The organism is Kribbella sp. NPDC051587 (assembly GCF_044453945.1).
Classification (GTDB): domain Bacteria; phylum Actinomycetota; class Actinomycetes; order Propionibacteriales; family Kribbellaceae; genus Kribbella.
Genome location: NZ_JBITDE010000014.1, coordinates 199,716 through 218,793, shown reverse-complemented (window position 1 = coordinate 218,793; position 19,078 = coordinate 199,716). Strand labels below are relative to the sequence as shown.

Below are 19,078 nucleotides of genomic sequence, written 5' to 3'. Positions count from 1 at the left end.
AGTATGCGCACCGATTGATCTGATCTATCCGTCCAGACAGGTGCCGCCATGCCGCGTTCCACCCGCCGGCTTCTTGCCGTCCTGGCCAGCCTTGCGCTGCCCGCAACCGTCGTTCCCGTCGCTTCAGCCGCCAGCGTGACCACCTTGTACGTCGCTCCGTCCGGTGGCTCGGGTTCCGGGACGCTGGCCCGGCCGTTCGGGTCGCTGGAGCAGGCGCGTGACCGGGTTCGCAAGCTCACGAAGAACCAGCGCGCGGACATTCGCGTCGTACTGCTGGGTGGGGACTACCGGCGAACCAGCACGTTTCAGTTGACGAGTGCAGACTCTGGGCGGAACGGGCATCAGGTGATTTACCAGGCGCAGCCTGGGGCCAAGGTGACGGTGGACGGCGGCCGGCTGGTGACCGGCTGGACGCTCTCCGATCCGGCCAAGGGCATCTACAAGGCGCATGTCGGCGCGATCGACTTCCGTCAGCTTTATGTGAACGGGGAACGTCAGCAGCGGGCTCGCGGTCCCGAGAATCCGCCCGGTTGGTCGAAGACCGCGACCGGTTACACCGACAGCACGCGGAGCATGGTCGGCTGGAAGAACCAGGGCGACATCGAGGTCGACAGCCGGTGGGGCTGGATGCACTACCGGTGCCCGGTGCAGTCCGTCGAAGGGACGACGGTCACGATGCAGCAGCCGTGCTACTGGAACGCGAACCTGCACAAGGGTGAAGAGATTCAGAACCCGAGCTGGATCGAGAACGCGTACGAGCTGCTGGACACGCCCGGCGAGTGGTATCTCGACAAGAGCTCGGGCGACGTCTACTGCCTCGGGCAGAACCCTGCCAACGCGACCGTGGTGGTTCCGCAGGTGCAGGATCTGGTGAACGTCACCGGGACCCTGACGGACCCGGTGCAGAACATCAGGTTCGACGGCATCACGTTCGCCTACTCGAACTGGCTCGACCCGAGCAGCGACGACGGGATGGTCGAAGGTCAGGCGGGCTTCCGGATCAACGGCCCGAACTGGCCCGACTTCGACCACTCGCGGTTGTACTGGGAGAAGACGCCCGGCGCGGTGAACGTGGGCTACAGCCGGAACATCTCGTTCACCGGCAGCACGTTCACCCATCTCGGGGCGGTCGGCCTGAATCTGAACACCGGCTCGCAGGGCAGCACGATCCGCGGCAACGTGTTCCGCGACATCGCGGCGACCGGCATCCAGGTCGGCGGCACCGACATCATCGACCACCACCCGGACGACGCACGGGCGATCACCAAGGACAACTTGGTCAGCAACAACCTCATCACCAAGGCTGCGGCCGACTACTCGGGTTCGTTGGCGATCATGGCCGGCTACACCGAGCACACGGTGATCGAGCACAACACGATCCGCGACCTGCCGTACAGCGGGATCTCGGTGGGCTGGGGCTGGGGCAACACCGATGTCGGTGGTGACACGAACTACCCGGGTAACTTCGGGATCCCGATCTACGACACCCCGACCACGGCCAAGAACAACGTGATCCGGGACAACGCGATCAGCGACATCATGAAGCGCCAGGCCGACGGTGGCGCGATCTACACGTTGAGCATGCAGCCCGACAGCGTTGTCACCGGCAACTACATCAAGGACACCCCGAGTCCGGCGTACGGCGCGATCTACCACGACGAAGGCAGTCGCGACTTCACCACCACCGGGAACGCGTTGTGCAACGTGGAGGGCCTGTGGCTGTTCCTGAACCACGGCCTGAACATCGATGCCCAGCGCAACTTCAGCACCCAGCCGCGCTCGGCGACCCAGGCCAACAGCCTGGACTCGACGATCGCGAACAACCCCGTGGTTCCGGGCTGCGACCAACTGCCGGCATCGATCGTCACCAACGCCGGCCTCGAACCGGCGTACCGGTATCTCGACCCGCAGCCCGCGCCGACCGACCGGATCGCGCCGACCGCCCCCGGCAGGCCCGTCGTACGGACGAGCTTCCCGGCGATCGCCGACCTGAGCTGGCCCGCGTCGACCGACCAGACCGGCGTCACCGGCTACTCCGTCTACGCGAACGGCAAACTGGTCAGCGCGTCCAAAGACCCAAGTGCAAGGGTCACCGGCCTCATCTCCGGACAGCGCTACACCTTCACCGTCACCGCTCGCGATGCCGCGGGCAACGAATCGTGTGTCAGCTCAGCGGTCAGCGTCACCATGCCGGCCAGCGAGGACATTGCCCTGGGCAAGAACGTCACCGTCTCCTCGTTCTCCGAACCGAACGTCCCGGCGCTGGCGGTCGACGGCAAGCTCTCCACCCGATGGGCCCAGGGCCTCGGTCTCCCCGATCCGTCCTGGCTGCAGGTCGACCTCGGCGCCCAGTACGACGTCAGTGGGGTCATCACCACGTTCGAGCTGAGCAACGGGTATCGCTACAAGCTCGAGGTCTCCGCCGACGGGAGCGACTGGATCACCTTCGAGGACCACACGGCCGCGGCGACGACCCAGTCGGACAACTACGCCTCGGTGCCGACGTCGGTTCGCGGCCGCTATCTCCGGCTGACTGTCGTCGGATCGAACTTCAACGGCGGCAGCATCTACGAGATCGAGGCGTACGGGAAGCCTGCTCCCACCACGCCTGATCAAGAGCCTCCGGCCGCCCTGCCGAAGCCGACCGTGAACGTGCTGTTGCCGACCATGCTCGACCTCAGCTGGCCGACCGGCACCGACAACGTCGGCGTGACCAGCTACGTCGTCTACCAGGACGGTCAGAAGATCGCGTCGACCCCGCTGAACCAGTTGCGGGTGGATGGCTTGACGGCCGGTTCGCAGCACAGTTTCACGGTGGTGGCACGCGACGCCAACCTGAACGCGTCCGCGGCCAGCCCTCCGGCGACGGTCACCATGCCGGCCGAGGCCGGGCTCGCGGTCGGCAAGCCGGTCACGGTCTCGTCGTACTCGGAACCGAACGTCCCGGCGCTCGGCGTTGACGGCGATCTGACCACGCGCTGGGCGCAGGGGCTCGGGCTGCCGGACCCGTCGTGGTTCCAGGTCGACCTCGGCGCACCGACCGCGGTGAAGAGCATCGTGACGAACTTCGAGCTGCCGAGTGGCTACACGTACAAACTGGAGTACTCGCTCGACGGCACCGCGTGGTCGATGTTCGACGACCACACCGCCGTCGCCACGAGCGTCCGCCGCAACCCGTCGATCCGCACGGCACCCGTCCAGGCGAGATATGTTCGCCTGACAATTACCGGATCCAACTTCAACGGTGGAAGCATCTACGAACTCCAGGTGTATGGATGAACGAGACACCCAGCTATCGGCCGGGCTACGAGGTGGTGGCCGAGCAACTGCTCGCGTACATCGCCGAGCAGGACCTCCGGCCGGGGGATCGGCTACCGACCGAGAAGGGACTGGCCGAGATCCTTGGGACCGGCCGGTCGGTCACCCGCGAGGCGATCAAGGTCCTCGCGGCGGTCGGGCGCGTCGCCGTACGGAAGGGTGCTGGCATCTATGTGTCCGTGCCCTCCAACGCGCAGGCGGACAGCCAGGTCGGCTACTTCCAGCCGACCGACCTGGCCCACGTCGCGATGCTGTTCGATCACCGGCGACTGATCGAGGCCGAGGCTGCCCGGCTCGCAGCGACGCTCGCCCGGCCGGCTCAGGTCCGGACGATCCGAGCTGCGGCCGAGGCGTCCGTCGAGGCGCTCCGGGATCATGCTGCGTTCCGGGAACAGGACAGGTTGTTCCATGACGCGGTAGCTGAGGCCTCGGCCAACGTCTTCCTGCAGGCGGCGGTCACGTCGTTGCGCGACTTCAAGGAACAGTCCGACCGTTTGCTGTTCGCGGGCGGTCTGCCCGGCTCGCTCGAGGTCGCCGCGCAGCAGCACGTGCACATCGCCGAGGCGATCGCGACCGGCGACGCGGACAAGGCCGGTACGGCGATGATCCAGCACATCGACACCACCCAGTCCCAGTTCGAGCAGCGGATTCGGGACCGGCTGAAGGCGGCACCGCAGTGAGTCTGATCGACCGCGTCGAGGTGGAACTGGTTGACGTACCGGCCATGGATCCGTTCCGCTGGCGGGACGGGTTACCCGGATCCGAGCCCGCGCTGCAGGGCGGCATACTGAAGATCACCACCCGCGACGGCGTCGTCGGCCAGGCGTCCACCCCGCGCGGGGTGATCGCGAAAGACCTGGTCGAACGGCGGGTGCGCGACGACCTGATCGGCCAGAACGCGCTGCACCGCGAGTGGCTGTGGCACCGGATGTGGGAGCTCGACCGGATCGAGGAGTTCCCGCTGTACTTCCTCGGCCTGGTCGACATCGCGTTGTGGGACATCGCCGGTCAGCTCGCCGGCCTGCCCGTGCATGCGCTGCTCGGGACCTACCGCACCGAGATTCCGGCCTACGCCTCGACCGTCACCTACGGCTCGATCGAGGAGTACCTCGACATCGCCGACCAGTGTCTCGAACGTGGCTTCCGGTCGATCAAGCTGCACGCGTGGGGCGACGTACGGCGGGACGCCCTGCTCTGCAAGCGATTGCGCGAGCACGTCGGTGACGACATCGACCTGATGTACGACGGCTCGGCCGGCTTCGACCTCCCGGACGCGATCCAGCTCGGCAAGGTGCTGACCGACCTCGACTTCCGCTGGTACGAGGAGCCGATGCGTGAGTTCAACATCACCAGCCACCGCTGGCTCGCCGAGCGCGTCGGCGTACCGCTCCTGGTCGGCGAGACCAGCGACGGCGCCCACTTCAACACCGCCGACTTCATCCACGCCGGTACGGCGACCTACGTGCGCACGTCGTCCGGCCTGAAGGGCGGCGTCACCGGCGCCCTCCGGATCGCCCACCTCGCCGAGAGCTTCGGTCTCCGCGCCGAGGTGCACGGTATGGGCATCCCGAACCAGCACCTCTGCATGGCGATCCCCAACACCACCGCCTACGAAGCCCTCGTCTGGGGCAATCCGATCATCACCGACGACGCCGTCGACAAGAACGGCCTCCTCCACGCCGCCGAAGCCCCCGGCCTGTCCGCCGCCCCTCAGTAGGGAATCCACCTGTCACAACTCCCTGGTGAATCTGGTCAATGCATTGAGCGTCGACCACAGAGGAGCAGGTTCGTGGACTTGAAGATTGCAGGACGTACGGCGGTGGTGTGCGCGTCCACCTCGGGGTTGGGCGAGGGCATCGCCCGGGCGCTCGCCGCGGAAGGGGCGAACGTCGTGGTGACCGGGCGGCGGGAGGAGCTGGCCAAGCTGATCGCGGCGCAGTTGCCGTCGGCAATCGGTGTTGCCGCGGACCTGATGAGCGAAGGGGGCCCGGAGCGCATCGTCGAAGCCGCCACGGCGGCCTTCGGCTCGGTGGACATCCTGGTCCTGAACGGCCCGGGACCGAAGCCGGCGACCGCGCTGGACGTCACCACCGAAGACATCGGTACGGCGATCGCCTCGCTGGTCGGGCCACAGCAGCGGCTGGTGTCGTTGGTGCTGGACGGGATGCGCGAGCGTGGTTGGGGGCGGATCCTGGCGGTGTCGGCCACGAACGTCGAGGAGCCGTTGCCGGCCTTGGCGTTGTCGAACATCGGCCGGCCCGCGCTGGCGGGCTACCTCAAGACCCTCGCGACGCAGGTCGCGGCCGACGGGGTGACCGTCAACCTGCTCCTGGCCGGGGGTTTCCGGACCGCGCGCCGTGATGCCGTCGAAGCTGCCAAGGCCGAACGGACGGGTCGGCCCACGGGGGAGATCCAGGCCGAGGAGGCGGCTCAGGTCCCGATCGGTCGGTTCGGCGCTGTCCACGAGTTCGCTGCCGTCGGGGCGTTCCTCTGCAGCGACCTGGCTTCCTATGTGACGGGAACAGCGGTCCGGTGCGACGGCGGTCTGGTCCACAGTCTCTGAGTCACAAGGTCGCGGTCAGCCCTGTCTTAGCTGACACAGTCGTCGATGGACAGGGAGTGAGCTGTGTCAGTGGGAGAAGCAGACGACGCCGTACTGGCTGCGGAGCTGCCGGGGGACTTCCGGAGCGCGTTTGCCGAGGTGAACGGGACGACGCTGCATTACGTGGCTGGAGGCGTGGGGGAGCCGTTGGTGTTATTGCCTGGGTGGCCGGTCACGTGGCGGGAGTTTCGCCACCTGATGCCGCTGCTGGCACAGCGGTTTCGGGTGATCGCGGTCGACCTGCGCGGGATGGGGCTCTCGGCGAAGCCGGAGTCGGGCTACGACAAGAAGACGATGGCCGAGGACATCTACCAGTTGGCACGCCACCTCGGCTACTCGAAGATCAGCATCGCCGGCCATGACATCGGGTCGATGGTGGCGTTCAGCTACGCGGTCAACCACCCGGAGGCCATCGCGAAGGTGGCGATGATGGAGGTCGGCCACCCGGATGCCAGCCTGTACGGGCTCAAGCTGCTCCCGTCGGACGGTGCACCGAACCTGTGGTGGTTCGCGCTCAACCAGCTGAACGGCCTCCCCGAGCAGCTGCTCGCCGGCCGGATGCGGTACGTCGTGGACTACATCTTCGAGGCCCACTTGGTCGACCGCACCAAGGTCGGCGAGGCTGATCGACAGGCCTACGCGCAGGCGTACGACACAGCCGATGCGATCCGGGCCGGCGATGGCTGGTTCCAGACTTTCGACCAGGACGTTGCCGACTTCAAGACCTACGGCAAGGTCTCCGCGCCGATGCTGGGCCTTGCCTCACCGAACAACTTCGCCGCCATGCAAGGAGTCTGGACCCAGCAGGGTGACGACGTACGCGTAGCGATGATCGAAGCCTGCGGCCACTTCCTGCCCATCGAGCAGCCGGAGGCCGTGGCCCGGGAACTCACCGACTTCTTCAGCTCTTCGGTCGCTGCCGGCGGTACCTGACGGGAGCGGGTCAACAACTGTTCACCTTCCGGGGTAGTGACGGGTCGGGCAAATGGTGACAACGTTGTTCCGTAGCCCGCCACAAAGTTCCCAGCCCCCGGGAGTACCTCGATGAAGTCCGCCTCGCCCCTGGCCGTTCGGGCCCGGGGGATCGTCAAGTGCTTCGGGGAGGTCGTGGCGCTCGACGGGGTCGAGTTGGAGGTGGAGCCGGGCCGGGTGCATGGGCTGGCCGGACCGAACGGGGCGGGGAAGACGACGTTGCTCGGGCTCCTGCTCGGGTTGGCGGTGGCTGACAGCGGGACGCTTGAGATCTTGGGTACGCCGGTCGGCCGGGCGCTGGCTGCTCCCGGTGGAGTCGCCGGGTTCGTTGATGGGCCCGGGCTCTACCCGTCGCTGACGGCGCGGAAGAATCTCGCGGCGCTGGCTGCCCTGCGTGGACTCGATGCGCGGTCGGCGGGGATCGACGAGGCGCTTGCGGAGGTCGGGCTGACGGATGTCGCCGACGACCGGGTCCGCGGCTTCTCGCTCGGGATGCGGCAACGGCTCGGACTGGCGGCTGCGCTGCTGACCAAACCACGACTTCTTGTCTTGGACGAGCCGTCCAACGGACTCGATCCAGCGGGCAAGCGGCACGTGCACGGCGTCCTCACACGACTCGCAGCCGACGGTACGGCGGTGGTGGTGTCGAGCCACCGGATGGACGACCTCGAGGAGCTGTGTTCCGAGGTCACGATCCTCTCGACCGGGCGAGTCGTCTTCTCCGGCCCCTTGACCAAGTTGGCGGCCGAGACCGGTGAACTCGACTACCGGCTCGTCACCTCCGACGGCGAGGCTGCTCGCAAGGTCGCAACGGGCACCCCCGGAATCAAGGTCGCGGACGAGACCACCTGGTTGGTGGTTCACGCCGACGTACCGGCCCTTGACGAACTGGTGGTCCGGCTCGTTGGTGCGGGAGTTGCGATCCGCGAGCTCGCGCCGGTGGTGTCGCCACTCGAGGCCGCGTTCCTCGCCATCACCGATCAGCAGGAGCCGACCCGATGACCGCGATCGCCGAGGCCGCCGTACCGGTTGCCAGTCAGGTTTCCGTCGGGCGGGCTTACCGCTTCGAGCTGGTCAAGCTGATGTCGCAGTGGCGGGTTCGCCTGCTGGTGCTGGCGTGCTGGATCGCTCCGGGCGTCTTCGTCGCGGCCGTGAGCCAGCAGGGTTCGCTGCCGGCCGACACGTTGTTCGGTCGCTGGATGCATGCCACCGCTTGGGCCGGGCCGCTGGTCGTGCTCGGCTTCTCCGGGATCTGGGCGCTGCCCCTGCTGACCTCGGTCGTGGCCGGCGATGTGTTCGCCGCTGAGGACCGGCTCGGGACGTGGCGGCACCTGCTCGTCGCAGTCCGGTCGCCGCGCCGGATCTTCGCCGCGAAGTCGCTCGCCGGCCTGACGGTCATCCTGCTCCTGGTGGCCGGATTGGTTGCCTCCAGCATCGTCGGCGGACTCCTTGCGGTGGGCAACCAACCGCTGATCGGCCTGGACGGGCATCTGCTCAGCCCGGCGGACGCGGCCGGGCGGGTCCTGCTCGCCTGGGTCTGCGTGCTTGCCCCCACGCTGGCGCTGGCCGCCATCGGGTTGCTCGGATCGATCGCGCTCGGCCGGTCACCGACGGGTCTGCTGGTGCCGGCGATCGTCGCGATCGCCATGCAGCTCGCCCAGCAGTTGCCGATTCCGGTCGGGGTGCGTCTCGCGCTGCCGGGCTACGCCTTCATCTCCTGGAACGGTCTCTTCACCAGCCCGGCGCAGGTCGGTCCGCTGCTGATCGGTATCGCCGTCAGCCTGGCGTGGGCCGTAGTCGCGACCGCCCTGGCGTACCGGCTGTTCCTGCGTCGCGACTTCACCAACCTGATCGATGACGGGTCAGCGCGCCGAGCGATCCTCGGCGGCGTCGTACCGCTCCTCGTCCTGGGCGGTCTGACGACCGGAGTGCTCGCCGCGGCCGGCGGGACCGGTTCCGGTATCACTCAGGACAAGGTGCAGCAGTCGGTCGCCACCGCCTTCGCGCACCTGTATCGCTTGCAGGCCAAGGAATTGAATCGCCCCGACGTCACGGAAGCACAACTGCAGACGACGGCGGCCTGCACCAAAGGCGGTGGTCAGCGTGTCGCGGAAGGCCCGGGCAACGACTGGCGCTGCGTCGTGACCTGGCACCTCCCCGGCATCGACGCCGCCGGAACCGCCATCTACCAGCTCGACCTCACACCGAACGGGCGGTACGTCGCCGATGGCGACGGGCCGAAGGAAGTCAACGGCTACTTCCTCGTGCAGACGCCCGCCGGTGACCAGCCGAACCCGCTCTGGCAGTTCGACGGTTCTGTCGAACTGCTCTCCGTCCGCTCGAAGGGATAACCCATGCAGGTGAGACGCCGCAGGCGAGCGAGTCTGCCGACTGCTCGGACGAGCCGCCGGATCTCGCGCTTCACAGCCGGTACGACGGCGGTCGCGCTCGCGGCCGCTGGCTCGAGCCTCGCCGTCGCGAAGACCGACATGTTCGGCACCGAGCACGTCGGTGAGACCACGGACAAGGGTCTGGTCGTGTCCAGCGACCAGTACCTGAAGCCGCTCGGTGAACGCCTCGTCATCAACAACGGCAAGATCATGTCGTCCTCGGTCAGTCCGGACGGCACGCACGTGGCCGCCTCGATCACCGACGGTGGGCTGGCGCTGGCCATCGTCGATCTGAAGGCGTGGAAGGTCCAGCAGACCATCGGCAACAACGCTGCCGCCAATCTGCGCATCCCGGGGAATGACATCGGCCAGGAAGGCCCGACGTACTCGCCCGATGGATCGCAGCTGTGGCTGGGCCAGACCGACGGCTATCGCCGGTTCACGGTCAACGCCGACGGCAGCCTCAGCAACCCGACGTTCGTGGCGATCCCGGCTGATGGCGCGAAGCACGCGCTGGTCGCCGAGCCGGTGTTCACGGCCGATGGTGCCACCGCGTACGCCGCCGTCAACGGGCAGAACCGCGTGGTCGCGATCGACACCGCCTCCGGCGCCATCCGGCAGAGCTGGGCGGTCGGCAACGCGCCGCGCGACCTGGTGCTGGTCGGCGACAAACTCTATGTGAGCAACGAAGGCGGTCGGCCGGCCAAGCCAGGGGAGAGCACGCTCAACTCCTACAACACCCAGGTCCCGGCGAGCTCGTTCACCGGCGCGACGACGACCGGCACGGTCAGCGTGATCAACGTGGCCGCGGCGAACGCCGTACCGGCAACCATCAAGGTCGGCCTGCACCCGACAGCGTTGTACGCGAAGAACGGCGCGGTGTTCGTCACCAACACGGCGACGAACGACGTCTCGGTCATCGACACGCGCAAGGACAAGGTCGTGCAGACCATCGCGACGCAGCCGTGGCCGGAGGCATCCGTCGGCTACGAACCCGACGCGGTGACGCTGACCGATGACGGTCACCTGCTGGTGACGCTGGGCCGGGCCAACGCGGTCGCGGTCTACAAGTACCGGACCGCGCAGGAGCCGGTCAGCTACCTCGGCCTGATTCCGACCGACTACTTCCCGGCGGAGATCACCACGGTCGGCAACGACGTACTGGTCTCGAACACGCGGGGCATCGACGCGCGCCGCCCGACGACGGCGGCCGGGCACGCCACCCACGACACGACCTCGAGCCTGCAGCGGTTCAAGCTGCCGGACGACCGCGCGATCCGCAAGCTGACCTCCCAGGTCTTCCAGCAGAACGGCTGGACGAAGGGCTCGGTCCAGACCGGCCGCGGCCATCAGAAGCCGGTGCCCGTACCGAGCCGGCTCGGCGAGCCCTCGACGATCAAGCACGTCTTCCTGATCGTCAAGGAGAACCGGACCTACGACCAGCTGTACGGCGACATTCCGCAGGGCAACGGTGATCCCGCGCTGGCGCAGTACGGCGAGAACGTGACGCCCAACCAGCACGCGCTGGCCAAGCAGTTCGGGCTCTACGACAACACCTACGACATCGGCACCAACTCCGCCGAGGGGCACAACTGGCTGATGCAGGCCGACAACCCGGAGTACACCGAGTCGTCGGCCGGTGAGTACCTGCGCAGCTACGACACCGAGGACGACGCGCTCGGCCACCAGCGGACCGGCTTCCTCTGGACCGGAGCCCAGGCGGCCGGCAAGACCGTGCGCGACTTCGGTGAGTTCCACCAGTTCCTCACCAAGCCGGCCGGTGCGAGCTGGCAGAACCTGTACTGCGACACGAAGAACATGGCGACCACCGGCGCGAACACGGCGTACCCGCTGATCTCGTCGTCGCCGATCCCGTCGCTGAACAACGTCTCGGTCCCCGGCTTCCCGAAGTTCGACACCGCCGTACCGGACATCTACCGCTATGAGATCTGGAAGCGTGACTTCGAGCAGCACGGGCCGGCCAACCTGAACATGTTCTGGCTGTCCAGCGACCACACCGGCGGCCCGCCGAACGGCGCCGCCCAGGTCGCCGACAACGACCTCGCGGTCGGCAAGATGGTCGACACGATCTCGCACAGCAAGTACTGGAAGGACTCGGCGATCTTCGTCGTCGAGGACGACTCCCAGGCCGGCCTCGACCACATCGACGGGCACCGGGCGCCGATCCAGATCATCAGCCCGTACGCCCAGCACGCCGCGGTCGACAGCCGGTACTACACGCAGATCACGATGATCCGGACGATCGAGCAGATCCTCGGCATCCACCCGATGAACCAGAAGGACAGCGCCGCCAGCCCGATGGCGACCGCCTTCACCGCCAAGCCGAACTACACCCCGTACGCCGTCCTGCCGAACCGCACGTCGTTGACCGCGGGACTCGCGACTCCGCCGCCGTGTGGACCGGACGTCCCGGCCGCACAGAACCCGGCGGCCGCGCCCGCGCCGACCGCGACCGTGCCCGCCGACAAGCAGGCACTCGCAGCCCAGTGGGACAGCTGGAAATCCCAGCAGCGACTGACCGGCCCGGATGCCCGCGCCGACTTCGCCAACCCCGCCCAGATGAACCACTTCGACTGGTACCAGGCCCACGAGTGGTCAACGCCGTACCCGGGTGAGACCCAGCTCTTCGCCCCGGCCGACGTCCCCGGCGCCGCCATCCCGGCTCCGGAGTCCGACGGCTGACGGATCTCCACCTGTACGACGCCTCGCCGTTCTCCTCGTGTGGACGGCGGGGCGTCGTACTGTCGCGGTCAGTGTGGTTTGTGCGGCGGATCCGACTGGCCCGTGATCAGGTTGGTCAGGGCGCTGGTGACGGCGGCGGGGGTGGCTCGCCCGTGAGTCAGCTCGGTGGCCAGCGCCTCGGCGGCGCCGAGCAGGGCGGTGCAGCGGAGGTGGAGCGCGTCGGGCGGGAGGGTGGAGTACGGCGCCAGGGCCGTGGCCATCGTGGTGGTGTAGGCCGCCAGCAGGGTGTGTTGGGTCTGCTCCAGCCGCCCTGCTGAGGCGGTGGCATCCGGGGCTGCCGATCACCGTCGCGGGCCGCGATCTCGGTCGTGCCCAGCGGGTCGCCGACGAACTCGGCGGCGCGGACGCGGTGACCGTCGACCTGCACCGCAGTGACCTCGGACTCCCCGCCGGCCGGAGTTACTCGGCCGTGGTCGCCGTATTGCGTGACGACAAGTTCAACGGGCTCACCTACGCCCAGGACCACAGCCTGCCGTATTTCAGCATCTCCACCGGTCCGCTGGAGATCGCGCCGGAAGTTCTCGCGGTCGCCCACCGCCCGAACGCGTCCCCGGTCGTGCTGGCCAGCCACTTCTTCGCCGGAACGGTCGCCCTCGCGGTGCTGCAGGCGGCCAAGGGGTTCGGGCGCGTCGACAGCATCCACCTGCGCGCCGTACAGGCCGAACAAGACATCGGCGGGCCTGCTGCGCTGTCGGACCTGGCGCGCTGGGCGACGGTCAGCTCTGCCGGACTGGTACGGCGAGATGGGGTCTTCACCTGGGTGCTGGACACTGCGACTGACATCACGCGCGTCGATGGCACCACCCTCGCCGCCGACACTGTCGCCGGCCTCGACATCCCAGGCCTTGCCTTCGCGACCGGCGCAGCCAACGTCCAGGTCGACTTCGCCGTCAGCGAGAGCGGCACCGAGCCCCCCACCGAGGTCCGCATCGACCTCGAAGGAACTGATCCGGCCGGTACGTCGCTCCACACCACCCACGCGCTCACTCACGACGCGGGGCAGCGCCCACTGACCGCGCTCGGCATCGCGCTGACCGTCGAGCGCTTGCTCGGCCTCCGTGGCGCGCAGGTTCCACCAGGCGTCCATACCCCGGAGTCCCTGGTCGACCCGGCCTACGCCACCCAGCGACTCCTGGAGGTCGGTGCCAAGTTCGTCGAACTGGAACCCGCCGGTTAGCGGCTCAGTTCGCAATCCTCGGCTGGTGAAGCATCGCGCCGCAGCCCGATGAAGCCAAGGACGGACGCGAGCAGGGCCAGCCAGGTAAGGGCGAGGGTCCAGCCGGCCAGTACGTCGGTTGCCCAGTGGTAGCCGAGGTAGATGCGGCTGAGGCCGATCGCCACGCTGAAGAGCAAGGCGAGCGCAGTGCCCGCGAGTTTGATGGCGAGGGATGCGTTCGAGTACCAGAGCAGTGCCGCGAGCAGGCCGAAGAAGACCAGTGAGCTGAGGCTGTGACCGGACGGGAACGAGAAGCCGGTGTTCACCGTCCCGACGACGATGGAGGAGTCGGGGCGGTGCCGGCCGATCAGGACCTTGAAGCCGTAGGTGAGTCCGGCGGCGCCGAGCATGCCCACGACCAAGATGACGGCAGGCCGCCAGCGACGAGTCCCCGCCCGCAGTAGCAACGCCGCGACAAGGGTCAGCCCCGTCAGGACCGGGATCTCGCCGAGAAACGTGACGGCCCGCGCCACCGGAGTGAGCTCAGCGACCCGATGACTCACGAAGGCCGCCGTCAGGTGCGGGTCGAACGCGGCCAGATCATCGCCCTCGGTGGCCGCATCGGCCAGCCCGGCGAAGGCCGCCGTACCGAGGCCGACGGCAACCAAGCCGATCGCGATCCGCACCTTGGACATGTCACCCACCGTACTCGTCGAGCCGCTGAGTGCTGGGTTCTGCCACAGTTTGCGGATGAGACTTCCGTTGCGCGTGGTCCTCTGGCTCTACGTCGCGTTCAACCTGCTGCAGGCCCTGATCCTCACTTTCGACCCCGAGCTCACTGATCGCGCCTACCTCGGCGGCGAGATGACTCCGACCCGCCAGTTCCAGTGGTACGCCGTCGCCGGCTATCACGTCGTGATCATCGCCGTCACGATCGTCGCGATGACGCTGTCGCGCGCCGCCGACCGCCGCAAGTTCATCATCACCAACGCCCTGATGTACCTGCTCTGGGACGCGACCTCCCAGCTCGTCTACTGGGGTCACAAGATCGGCATGGCCACCTCCGACCTGGTCATCAACTCCGGCGTCAGCATCATCACCGCCCTGATCCTGTTCGCCGTCGCGTACTTCGATCGCGACCCCGTGCCTGCTGGTGATTCGTCAGACTGACCGTCAGGACTTGCGCCGCCGTAGGTCTGTGGTGACTGCGGCGGCGACGCGGCGGCCGGAGACGAGGGCGCCCTGGATGGAGCTGGTGTCGCGGTGGTCGCCGGCGACGTACAGGCCGGGGGCTGTTTTGGCCGGGCTGGTGAAGAGGTGGTCGCTGGTCATGCGGGGGAGGGCGTGCGGGATCTGGTACTCGGCGATCAGGTCCCAACCGGCGGTCGACGTACCGTAGAGGCGTTCCAGGCGTGGGCGTACGTCGGCCTGCTGGGTGGTGGGGATCGAGGCGCTGATCAGGGCCTGGCCGGGCGGCGCGTAGGTGGGGGCGACCTCGCTCATCACCACGGTGTTGAGGTCGCCGTCGAGTAGGAGGATGGGGCGGCGCAGAGGTGATTCCGGAGCCGCGAAGTACCAGGTGGTGACGGCGTTCCAGGTCGGCTCGGTGAGCTGCGGGACGAGGCCGGCGGCGGTGGTTCCGTCGGTGGCGACCACGACGGCTCGCGCGGTCAGCGTCCCGCTCGAGGTCTCCACGGTGCCCGGCGAGACCGACTCGACGTGGGTGTTGAGGCGCAGCGCGTCGTCGGCGACGAGGTCTGCCAGAGCTTGCGGCAGGGCGCGCATGCCGTTCGCCGGTACGGCGGCGCCTCCGCGCAGGAAGCATCGCCAGATCAGATGGAAGAGCCGCGAACTCGTGGTCAGCTCCGGGTCGAGGAAGACCCCGCCGAGGAAGGGCCGGAAGATCTCGTCGACGGTCTGCTCGGAGATGCGCCAGCGCCGCAGTTCTCGCTCGGTCGACTTCGGCGGTGCGGTCCGGAGCCGGCGGCCAGGCAGCAAGACGTCACGCAGGGACATGGCCGCGACCGCGAGCGCATCGCCCGGACGTCGTACGGCGAAACGCGCCGGGCCGGTGAGGTCGTCGAGGGAGAGCTCGTTGCCCCCGGCAATCACTCCGCGGGTGAAGGGTTGCAGGCGGAGCCGGTCCAGGTCGAGCAGGCGCCGTACCTCCGGATAGGCGGGCAGCAGCACCTGGAAACCGCGGTCGAGGAGGAACCCGTCCATCTCGTCGGTCCGTACCCGGCCGCCGACACCGTCCGCGGCCTCGACCAGCACGACCCGCAGTCCGGCGGCCTGCAGCTGAACCGTCGCCGCCAGCCCGGCGAGCCCCGCGCCGACCACGATCACATCCGCATCTTCCATACGGTCAGGGTAACCACCCGCGATCCGGGGTACCGGCCCTGGACCACCGATCCCCGGGAGCGCCATGAGCACAACGTCCGACCATGCCCTCCGGCCCGTCGCGGGCCTCGCCGGGTTCGGGATCGCCGCCGCGGCGGCCGCCCTGATCGGCGTCCTCGCCGTCACCGGCACCGCCGACCAGTACGGCGGCCTGAACCAGCCGTCCTGGGCACCACCGAGCTGGCTCTTCGGACCGGTGTGGACCGTCCTCTACGTGATGATCGCGATCAGCGGCTGGCTGGTGTGGCGCCGTACCGGCTGGTCGGCGGAGTTGATCCCGTACGGCGTTCAGCTCGTCCTCAACGCCGCATGGACGCCACTGTTCTTCGGGGCCGGGCTGCGTGGCCTCGCCCTGATCGACATCGTGCTCATGTGGCTGGCGATCGGATGGACGGTCCTTCGGTTCCGTGCGGTTCATCCGCCGGCCGCGTTGTTGCTCGCGCCGTACTGGCTGTGGGTGACCTTCGCGACCGCCCTCAACGCAGCGATCTGGTCGATGAACTGAGCCCGTAGGGTCGGGGAATGACGATGATCAGCCCGGCCGACGGGCACGTTCACAGCGAGTGGTCGTGGGATGCGAAGCAGGGCGCGATGGAGGCGACCTGTGCGCGGGCGGTCGAGCTCGGGTTGCCGGCGATCGCGTTCACCGAGCATGTCGACTTCACGCCGTTCCGGGCCGGCTTCCTCGCGGAGACGTTCGGCGACCTCGTCACTGACGGGATCCTGAACGCGCCGGTGCTGGATGTTGCCGGCTACCAGGAGACAGTGGCGGAGTGCCGCGAGAAGTTTCCAGAGCTGCGGATCCTCACCGGGATGGAGGTCGGGCAACCTCATCTCCATGGGGCCGAGATCGCCGGATTGCTTGCCCAGGGCACCTTTGAGCGGGTGATCGGTTCGCTGCACTGTCTGCTCGACGGGGATGCGTACGCCGAGCCGTGGGAGCTGTACACGCATCGTGAGGCCGAGGACGTGTTCCGCGAGTACCTGTTGGAGATTCCGCGGATGGTGGACGGATCCGATGTCTTCGAGGTGTTCACCCACATCGACTACCCGATCCGGTCCTGGCCCGGTGGCAGCGACGCCTTCCGGCCGGAGGACTTCGAGGACGAACTGCGGCACGCGCTCACCGCACTGGCCGTCGGCGAGCGCGTCCTCGAGATCAACACCCGAGTCCCACTACATCCGACGATCCTCAAGTGGTGGCGTGAGGTCGGTGGACGCCGCGTGACGTTCGGCAGCGACGCCCATTTCCCGGAGGCTCTCGGCCTCGGTCTGCCCGCCGCCGCCGTACTGGCCGAGTCTCTCGGCTTCGGCCCCGACGCCAAGCCCGAAGCACCCTGGATCGGGTGAGCTCTTGACTGTTAGGAACCTTTAGAGAACATTGCTTCTTAATATTTGAACAGTTGCCCGGAGGCACCCATGATCCGCCCCAGATCACGTGTTCTGCTCGCTGTCCTCGCCCTCCTGCTCGCTCCCTTCGCTGTCGCGCCGCCGGCGACGGCGGCTGGATCGGTCACAGCGGCGTATTCCCTGACCGGTGAGTGGGACGGCAACTTCCAAGCCGCCTACACGATCACCAACGGCACCGCGGCCACCATCAGCAGTTGGCGGGTCGAGTTCGACCTCGCGACCGGAACGGACATCACCAGCTCCTGGGATTCCGTGATCAGCCGCAGCGGGAATCATGTCGTCGCCAACAACGCGAGCTGGAACGCTCCGCTGGCGGCCGGCCAATCTGCCACCTTCGGGTTCATCGCCCACGGTCCCGCGCGGCCGGCGAACTGCCGGGTCAACGGCGGCCTCTGTGCCGGCGGTGCTGGCGACACGAGCGCGCCGACCGCGCCCGGCAACGCCCGGGTCACCGCGACCAGCACCAGCACGGTGTCGCTGGCGTGGAACGCATCCACCGACAACGTCGGGGTCACCGGGTACGACGTCTACTCCGGCGGCGCGGTGCTGATCACCACGGACGGAACCACCGGCACGGTCGGCGGCCTCAACCCTGGTACGGCGTACACGTTCACTGTGAAGGCCCATGATGCGGCCGGGAACTCGTCGGCGGCTTCCAACACGGTCAGTGCGACGACCGTGTCCGGTCCGGCCGGTTCGCTGGTACCAGTTGCGCCGTACGTCGATATGGGTGCTTGGCCGACGCCTTCACTCACGGCGATGGCTACCGCAGGCAACCTGCGGTCCTTCACGCTCGGCTTTGTCACCGGGAGCGGTGGTTGCAAGGCGAGCTGGTTCGGCGCCTACGACCCCCGGACCGGCTGGGGCAAGGACCAGATCGATGCGATCCGGGCCCGCGGCGGCGACGTGAAGATCTCCTTCGGTGGTGCGGCCGGTAGCGAACTCGCCCAGGTGTGCTCGTCCGCCCAGGCGACCGCGGCCGAGTACCAGGCGGTCGTCGACGCCTACCAGTTGCGCTACCTGGACGTGGACATCGAAGGCGGCGCGGTCGCCGATCCGGCCTCGATCGCCCGGCGCTCCCAGGCGCTCGCCATCCTGCAGAGCAACCGGCCCGCGCTGAAGATCTCGCTGACGCTGCCGGTGCTGCCCGAGGGTCTCGACGCGAACGGGTTCGCGGTCCTCAAGTCCGCTCGCGACAACGGCATCAACCTCGACGTGGTGAACATCATGGCGATGGACTACAACCGGTCCTCCGGCAACTACGGAGACTTCGCCGTCCAGGCCGCGCAGAGCACCTTCAGCCAGATCAAGTCGCTCTGGCCGGCCCTCACCGATGCCCAGGCCTGGCTCAAGGTCGGCGTCACGCCGATGCTCGGCAAGAACGACGACGGCGGCACCTTCAACCAGACCCACTCCACCCAACTGGTGAACTTCGCCCGCACCAAACACCTCGGCATGCTGTCGTTCTGGGAGATGACCCGCGACCGCAACGCCTGCAACGGCTCGCTCGTCAACTGCACCAACGTCCCGCAAACGCCGTACCAGTTCAGTCAGATCTTCGCCGGCTACACCGGCTGATCCGCGTAACGTCCGAATGATCGGAGGGCCCGTCTCCGGTTCTTCGGACGTTATCTGGTTTGATTCTGATCGGAGCTTCAGGAGGCCCGCGTGGCGGGGTCTGTTCACGGCTGACGTGCTCGGGCTGCTTCGATGTCGGGGACGTGCTGTTCGGCCCAGAGCCGTACGGCGCGGAGGGGGATCAGCAGGGAGCGGCCCAGAGGTGTGAGGGCGTACTCGACGCGCGGCGGGTTCTCGTCGTACTCGTGCCGGCTGATCAGGCCGTCGGCTTCCAGCGAACGCAGCGTCTCGGTCAGAACCTTCGGGGTGATGCCCTGGATGTGCGCCTTCAGTTCGGTGAAGCGGCGCGGCCCGTCGTCCAGGGCGTTGACGACGAACACCGTCCAGCGGGCGCCGATGCGGTGCAGCACGGTGCGGCTCGGGCAGGTCGCTGCCATCACGTTGTACGCCTTGCCCATTGGGTGCTCCCAGTTCCGTTGAAGATACCGG

Annotated in this window: 17 protein-coding genes; 13 read left to right on the top strand and 4 right to left on the bottom strand. The window is 67.9% G+C overall.

What is annotated here, in order from left to right; genetic code table 11:
* Window positions 1–48 precede the first annotated feature (48 nt).
* The 8 genes from ACIA49_RS35735 (at window position 49) to ACIA49_RS35700 (ending at window position 11,985) form a co-directional block, all read left to right on the top strand.
* Entirely contained in the window at window positions 49–3,279 is a 3,231-nt protein-coding gene (locus tag ACIA49_RS35735; RefSeq protein WP_396382640.1) for a discoidin domain-containing protein, read from the top strand.
* The gene (locus tag ACIA49_RS35730; RefSeq protein ID WP_396382638.1) at window positions 3,276–3,998 is read left to right on the top strand and encodes a FadR/GntR family transcriptional regulator; all 723 of its coding nucleotides are present in this window, start codon (window positions 3,276–3,278) and stop codon (window positions 3,996–3,998) included. The genes ACIA49_RS35735 and ACIA49_RS35730 overlap by 4 nt, the downstream gene beginning before the upstream one ends.
* Entirely contained in the window at window positions 3,995–5,035 is a 1,041-nt protein-coding gene (locus tag ACIA49_RS35725) for an enolase C-terminal domain-like protein (protein WP_396382636.1), read from the top strand. Before ACIA49_RS35730 ends, ACIA49_RS35725 begins: the two co-directional genes overlap by 4 nt.
* A 72-nt stretch (window positions 5,036–5,107) precedes the next feature.
* Window positions 5,108–5,881, top strand: coding sequence for an SDR family oxidoreductase (locus ACIA49_RS35720; RefSeq protein WP_396382634.1), 774 nt, complete (start codon window positions 5,108–5,110; stop codon window positions 5,879–5,881).
* 63 nt (window positions 5,882–5,944) lie between these two features.
* The gene (locus ACIA49_RS35715) at window positions 5,945–6,853 is read left to right on the top strand and encodes an alpha/beta fold hydrolase (RefSeq protein ID WP_396382632.1); all 909 of its coding nucleotides are present in this window, start codon (window positions 5,945–5,947) and stop codon (window positions 6,851–6,853) included.
* A 111-nt stretch (window positions 6,854–6,964) separates the two neighbouring features.
* The gene (locus tag ACIA49_RS35710) at window positions 6,965–7,894 is read left to right on the top strand and encodes an ABC transporter ATP-binding protein (RefSeq protein ID WP_396382631.1); all 930 of its coding nucleotides are present in this window, start codon (window positions 6,965–6,967) and stop codon (window positions 7,892–7,894) included.
* Complete coding sequence (locus ACIA49_RS35705) at window positions 7,891–9,243, top strand: ABC transporter permease (RefSeq protein ID WP_396382629.1); 1,353 nt, start codon at window positions 7,891–7,893, stop codon at window positions 9,241–9,243. Before ACIA49_RS35710 ends, ACIA49_RS35705 begins: the two co-directional genes overlap by 4 nt.
* Before the next feature lie 3 nt (window positions 9,244–9,246).
* Window positions 9,247–11,985, top strand: coding sequence for a bifunctional YncE family protein/alkaline phosphatase family protein (locus ACIA49_RS35700; RefSeq protein WP_396382628.1), 2,739 nt, complete (start codon window positions 9,247–9,249; stop codon window positions 11,983–11,985).
* A 68-nt stretch (window positions 11,986–12,053) separates the two neighbouring features.
* Here the strand turns inward: ACIA49_RS35700 and ACIA49_RS35695 are convergent, their stop codons facing one another.
* Window positions 12,054–12,245 (bottom strand): hypothetical protein, encoded by a 192-nt coding sequence (locus ACIA49_RS35695; protein ID WP_396382627.1) that lies wholly within the window; start codon window positions 12,243–12,245, stop codon window positions 12,054–12,056.
* A gap of 149 nt (window positions 12,246–12,394) precedes the next feature.
* On the opposite strand from ACIA49_RS35695, the gene ACIA49_RS35690 reads away from it, so the two are divergent.
* Complete coding sequence (locus ACIA49_RS35690) at window positions 12,395–13,222, top strand: saccharopine dehydrogenase (RefSeq protein WP_396382625.1); 828 nt, start codon at window positions 12,395–12,397, stop codon at window positions 13,220–13,222.
* Here ACIA49_RS35690 and ACIA49_RS35685 read toward each other — a convergent pair.
* Window positions 13,219–13,896 (bottom strand): phosphatase PAP2 family protein, encoded by a 678-nt coding sequence (locus ACIA49_RS35685; protein ID WP_396382624.1) that lies wholly within the window; start codon window positions 13,894–13,896, stop codon window positions 13,219–13,221. The two genes, ACIA49_RS35690 and ACIA49_RS35685, sit on opposite strands and share 4 nt — an antisense overlap.
* 55 nt (window positions 13,897–13,951) lie before the next feature.
* On the opposite strand from ACIA49_RS35685, the gene ACIA49_RS35680 reads away from it, so the two are divergent.
* Window positions 13,952–14,371 (top strand): hypothetical protein, encoded by a 420-nt coding sequence (locus tag ACIA49_RS35680; protein WP_396382622.1) that lies wholly within the window; start codon window positions 13,952–13,954, stop codon window positions 14,369–14,371.
* 3 nt (window positions 14,372–14,374) lie between these two features.
* On the opposite strand, the gene ACIA49_RS35675 is transcribed toward ACIA49_RS35680, so the two are convergent.
* Window positions 14,375–15,562 (bottom strand): NAD(P)/FAD-dependent oxidoreductase, encoded by a 1,188-nt coding sequence (locus ACIA49_RS35675; RefSeq protein ID WP_396382620.1) that lies wholly within the window; start codon window positions 15,560–15,562, stop codon window positions 14,375–14,377.
* Window positions 15,563–15,626: 64 nt separating this feature from the next.
* On the opposite strand from ACIA49_RS35675, the gene ACIA49_RS35670 reads away from it, so the two are divergent.
* The 3 genes from ACIA49_RS35670 to ACIA49_RS35660 all read left to right on the top strand — a co-directional run bounded on the left by ACIA49_RS35670 (window position 15,627) and on the right by ACIA49_RS35660 (window position 18,589).
* On the top strand, window positions 15,627–16,106 hold the full coding sequence (locus ACIA49_RS35670; RefSeq protein WP_396382618.1) for a TspO/MBR family protein: 480 nt from the start codon (window positions 15,627–15,629) through the stop codon (window positions 16,104–16,106).
* Between the two features lie 17 nt (window positions 16,107–16,123).
* Window positions 16,124–16,951 carry a PHP domain-containing protein gene (locus ACIA49_RS35665; protein WP_396382616.1) on the top strand — a complete coding sequence of 276 codons (828 nt, stop codon included), beginning with the start codon at window positions 16,124–16,126 and terminating at the stop codon, window positions 16,949–16,951.
* A gap of 69 nt (window positions 16,952–17,020) precedes the next feature.
* Complete coding sequence (locus ACIA49_RS35660; RefSeq protein ID WP_396382615.1) at window positions 17,021–18,589, top strand: cellulose binding domain-containing protein; 1,569 nt, start codon at window positions 17,021–17,023, stop codon at window positions 18,587–18,589.
* Between the two features lie 104 nt (window positions 18,590–18,693).
* On the opposite strand, the gene ACIA49_RS35655 is transcribed toward ACIA49_RS35660, so the two are convergent.
* Window positions 18,694–19,047: a winged helix-turn-helix transcriptional regulator gene (locus ACIA49_RS35655; RefSeq protein WP_396382613.1), complete on the bottom strand. Its 354-nt coding sequence runs from the start codon at window positions 19,045–19,047 to the stop codon at window positions 18,694–18,696.
* Between the last annotated feature and the right edge of the window lie 31 nt (window positions 19,048–19,078).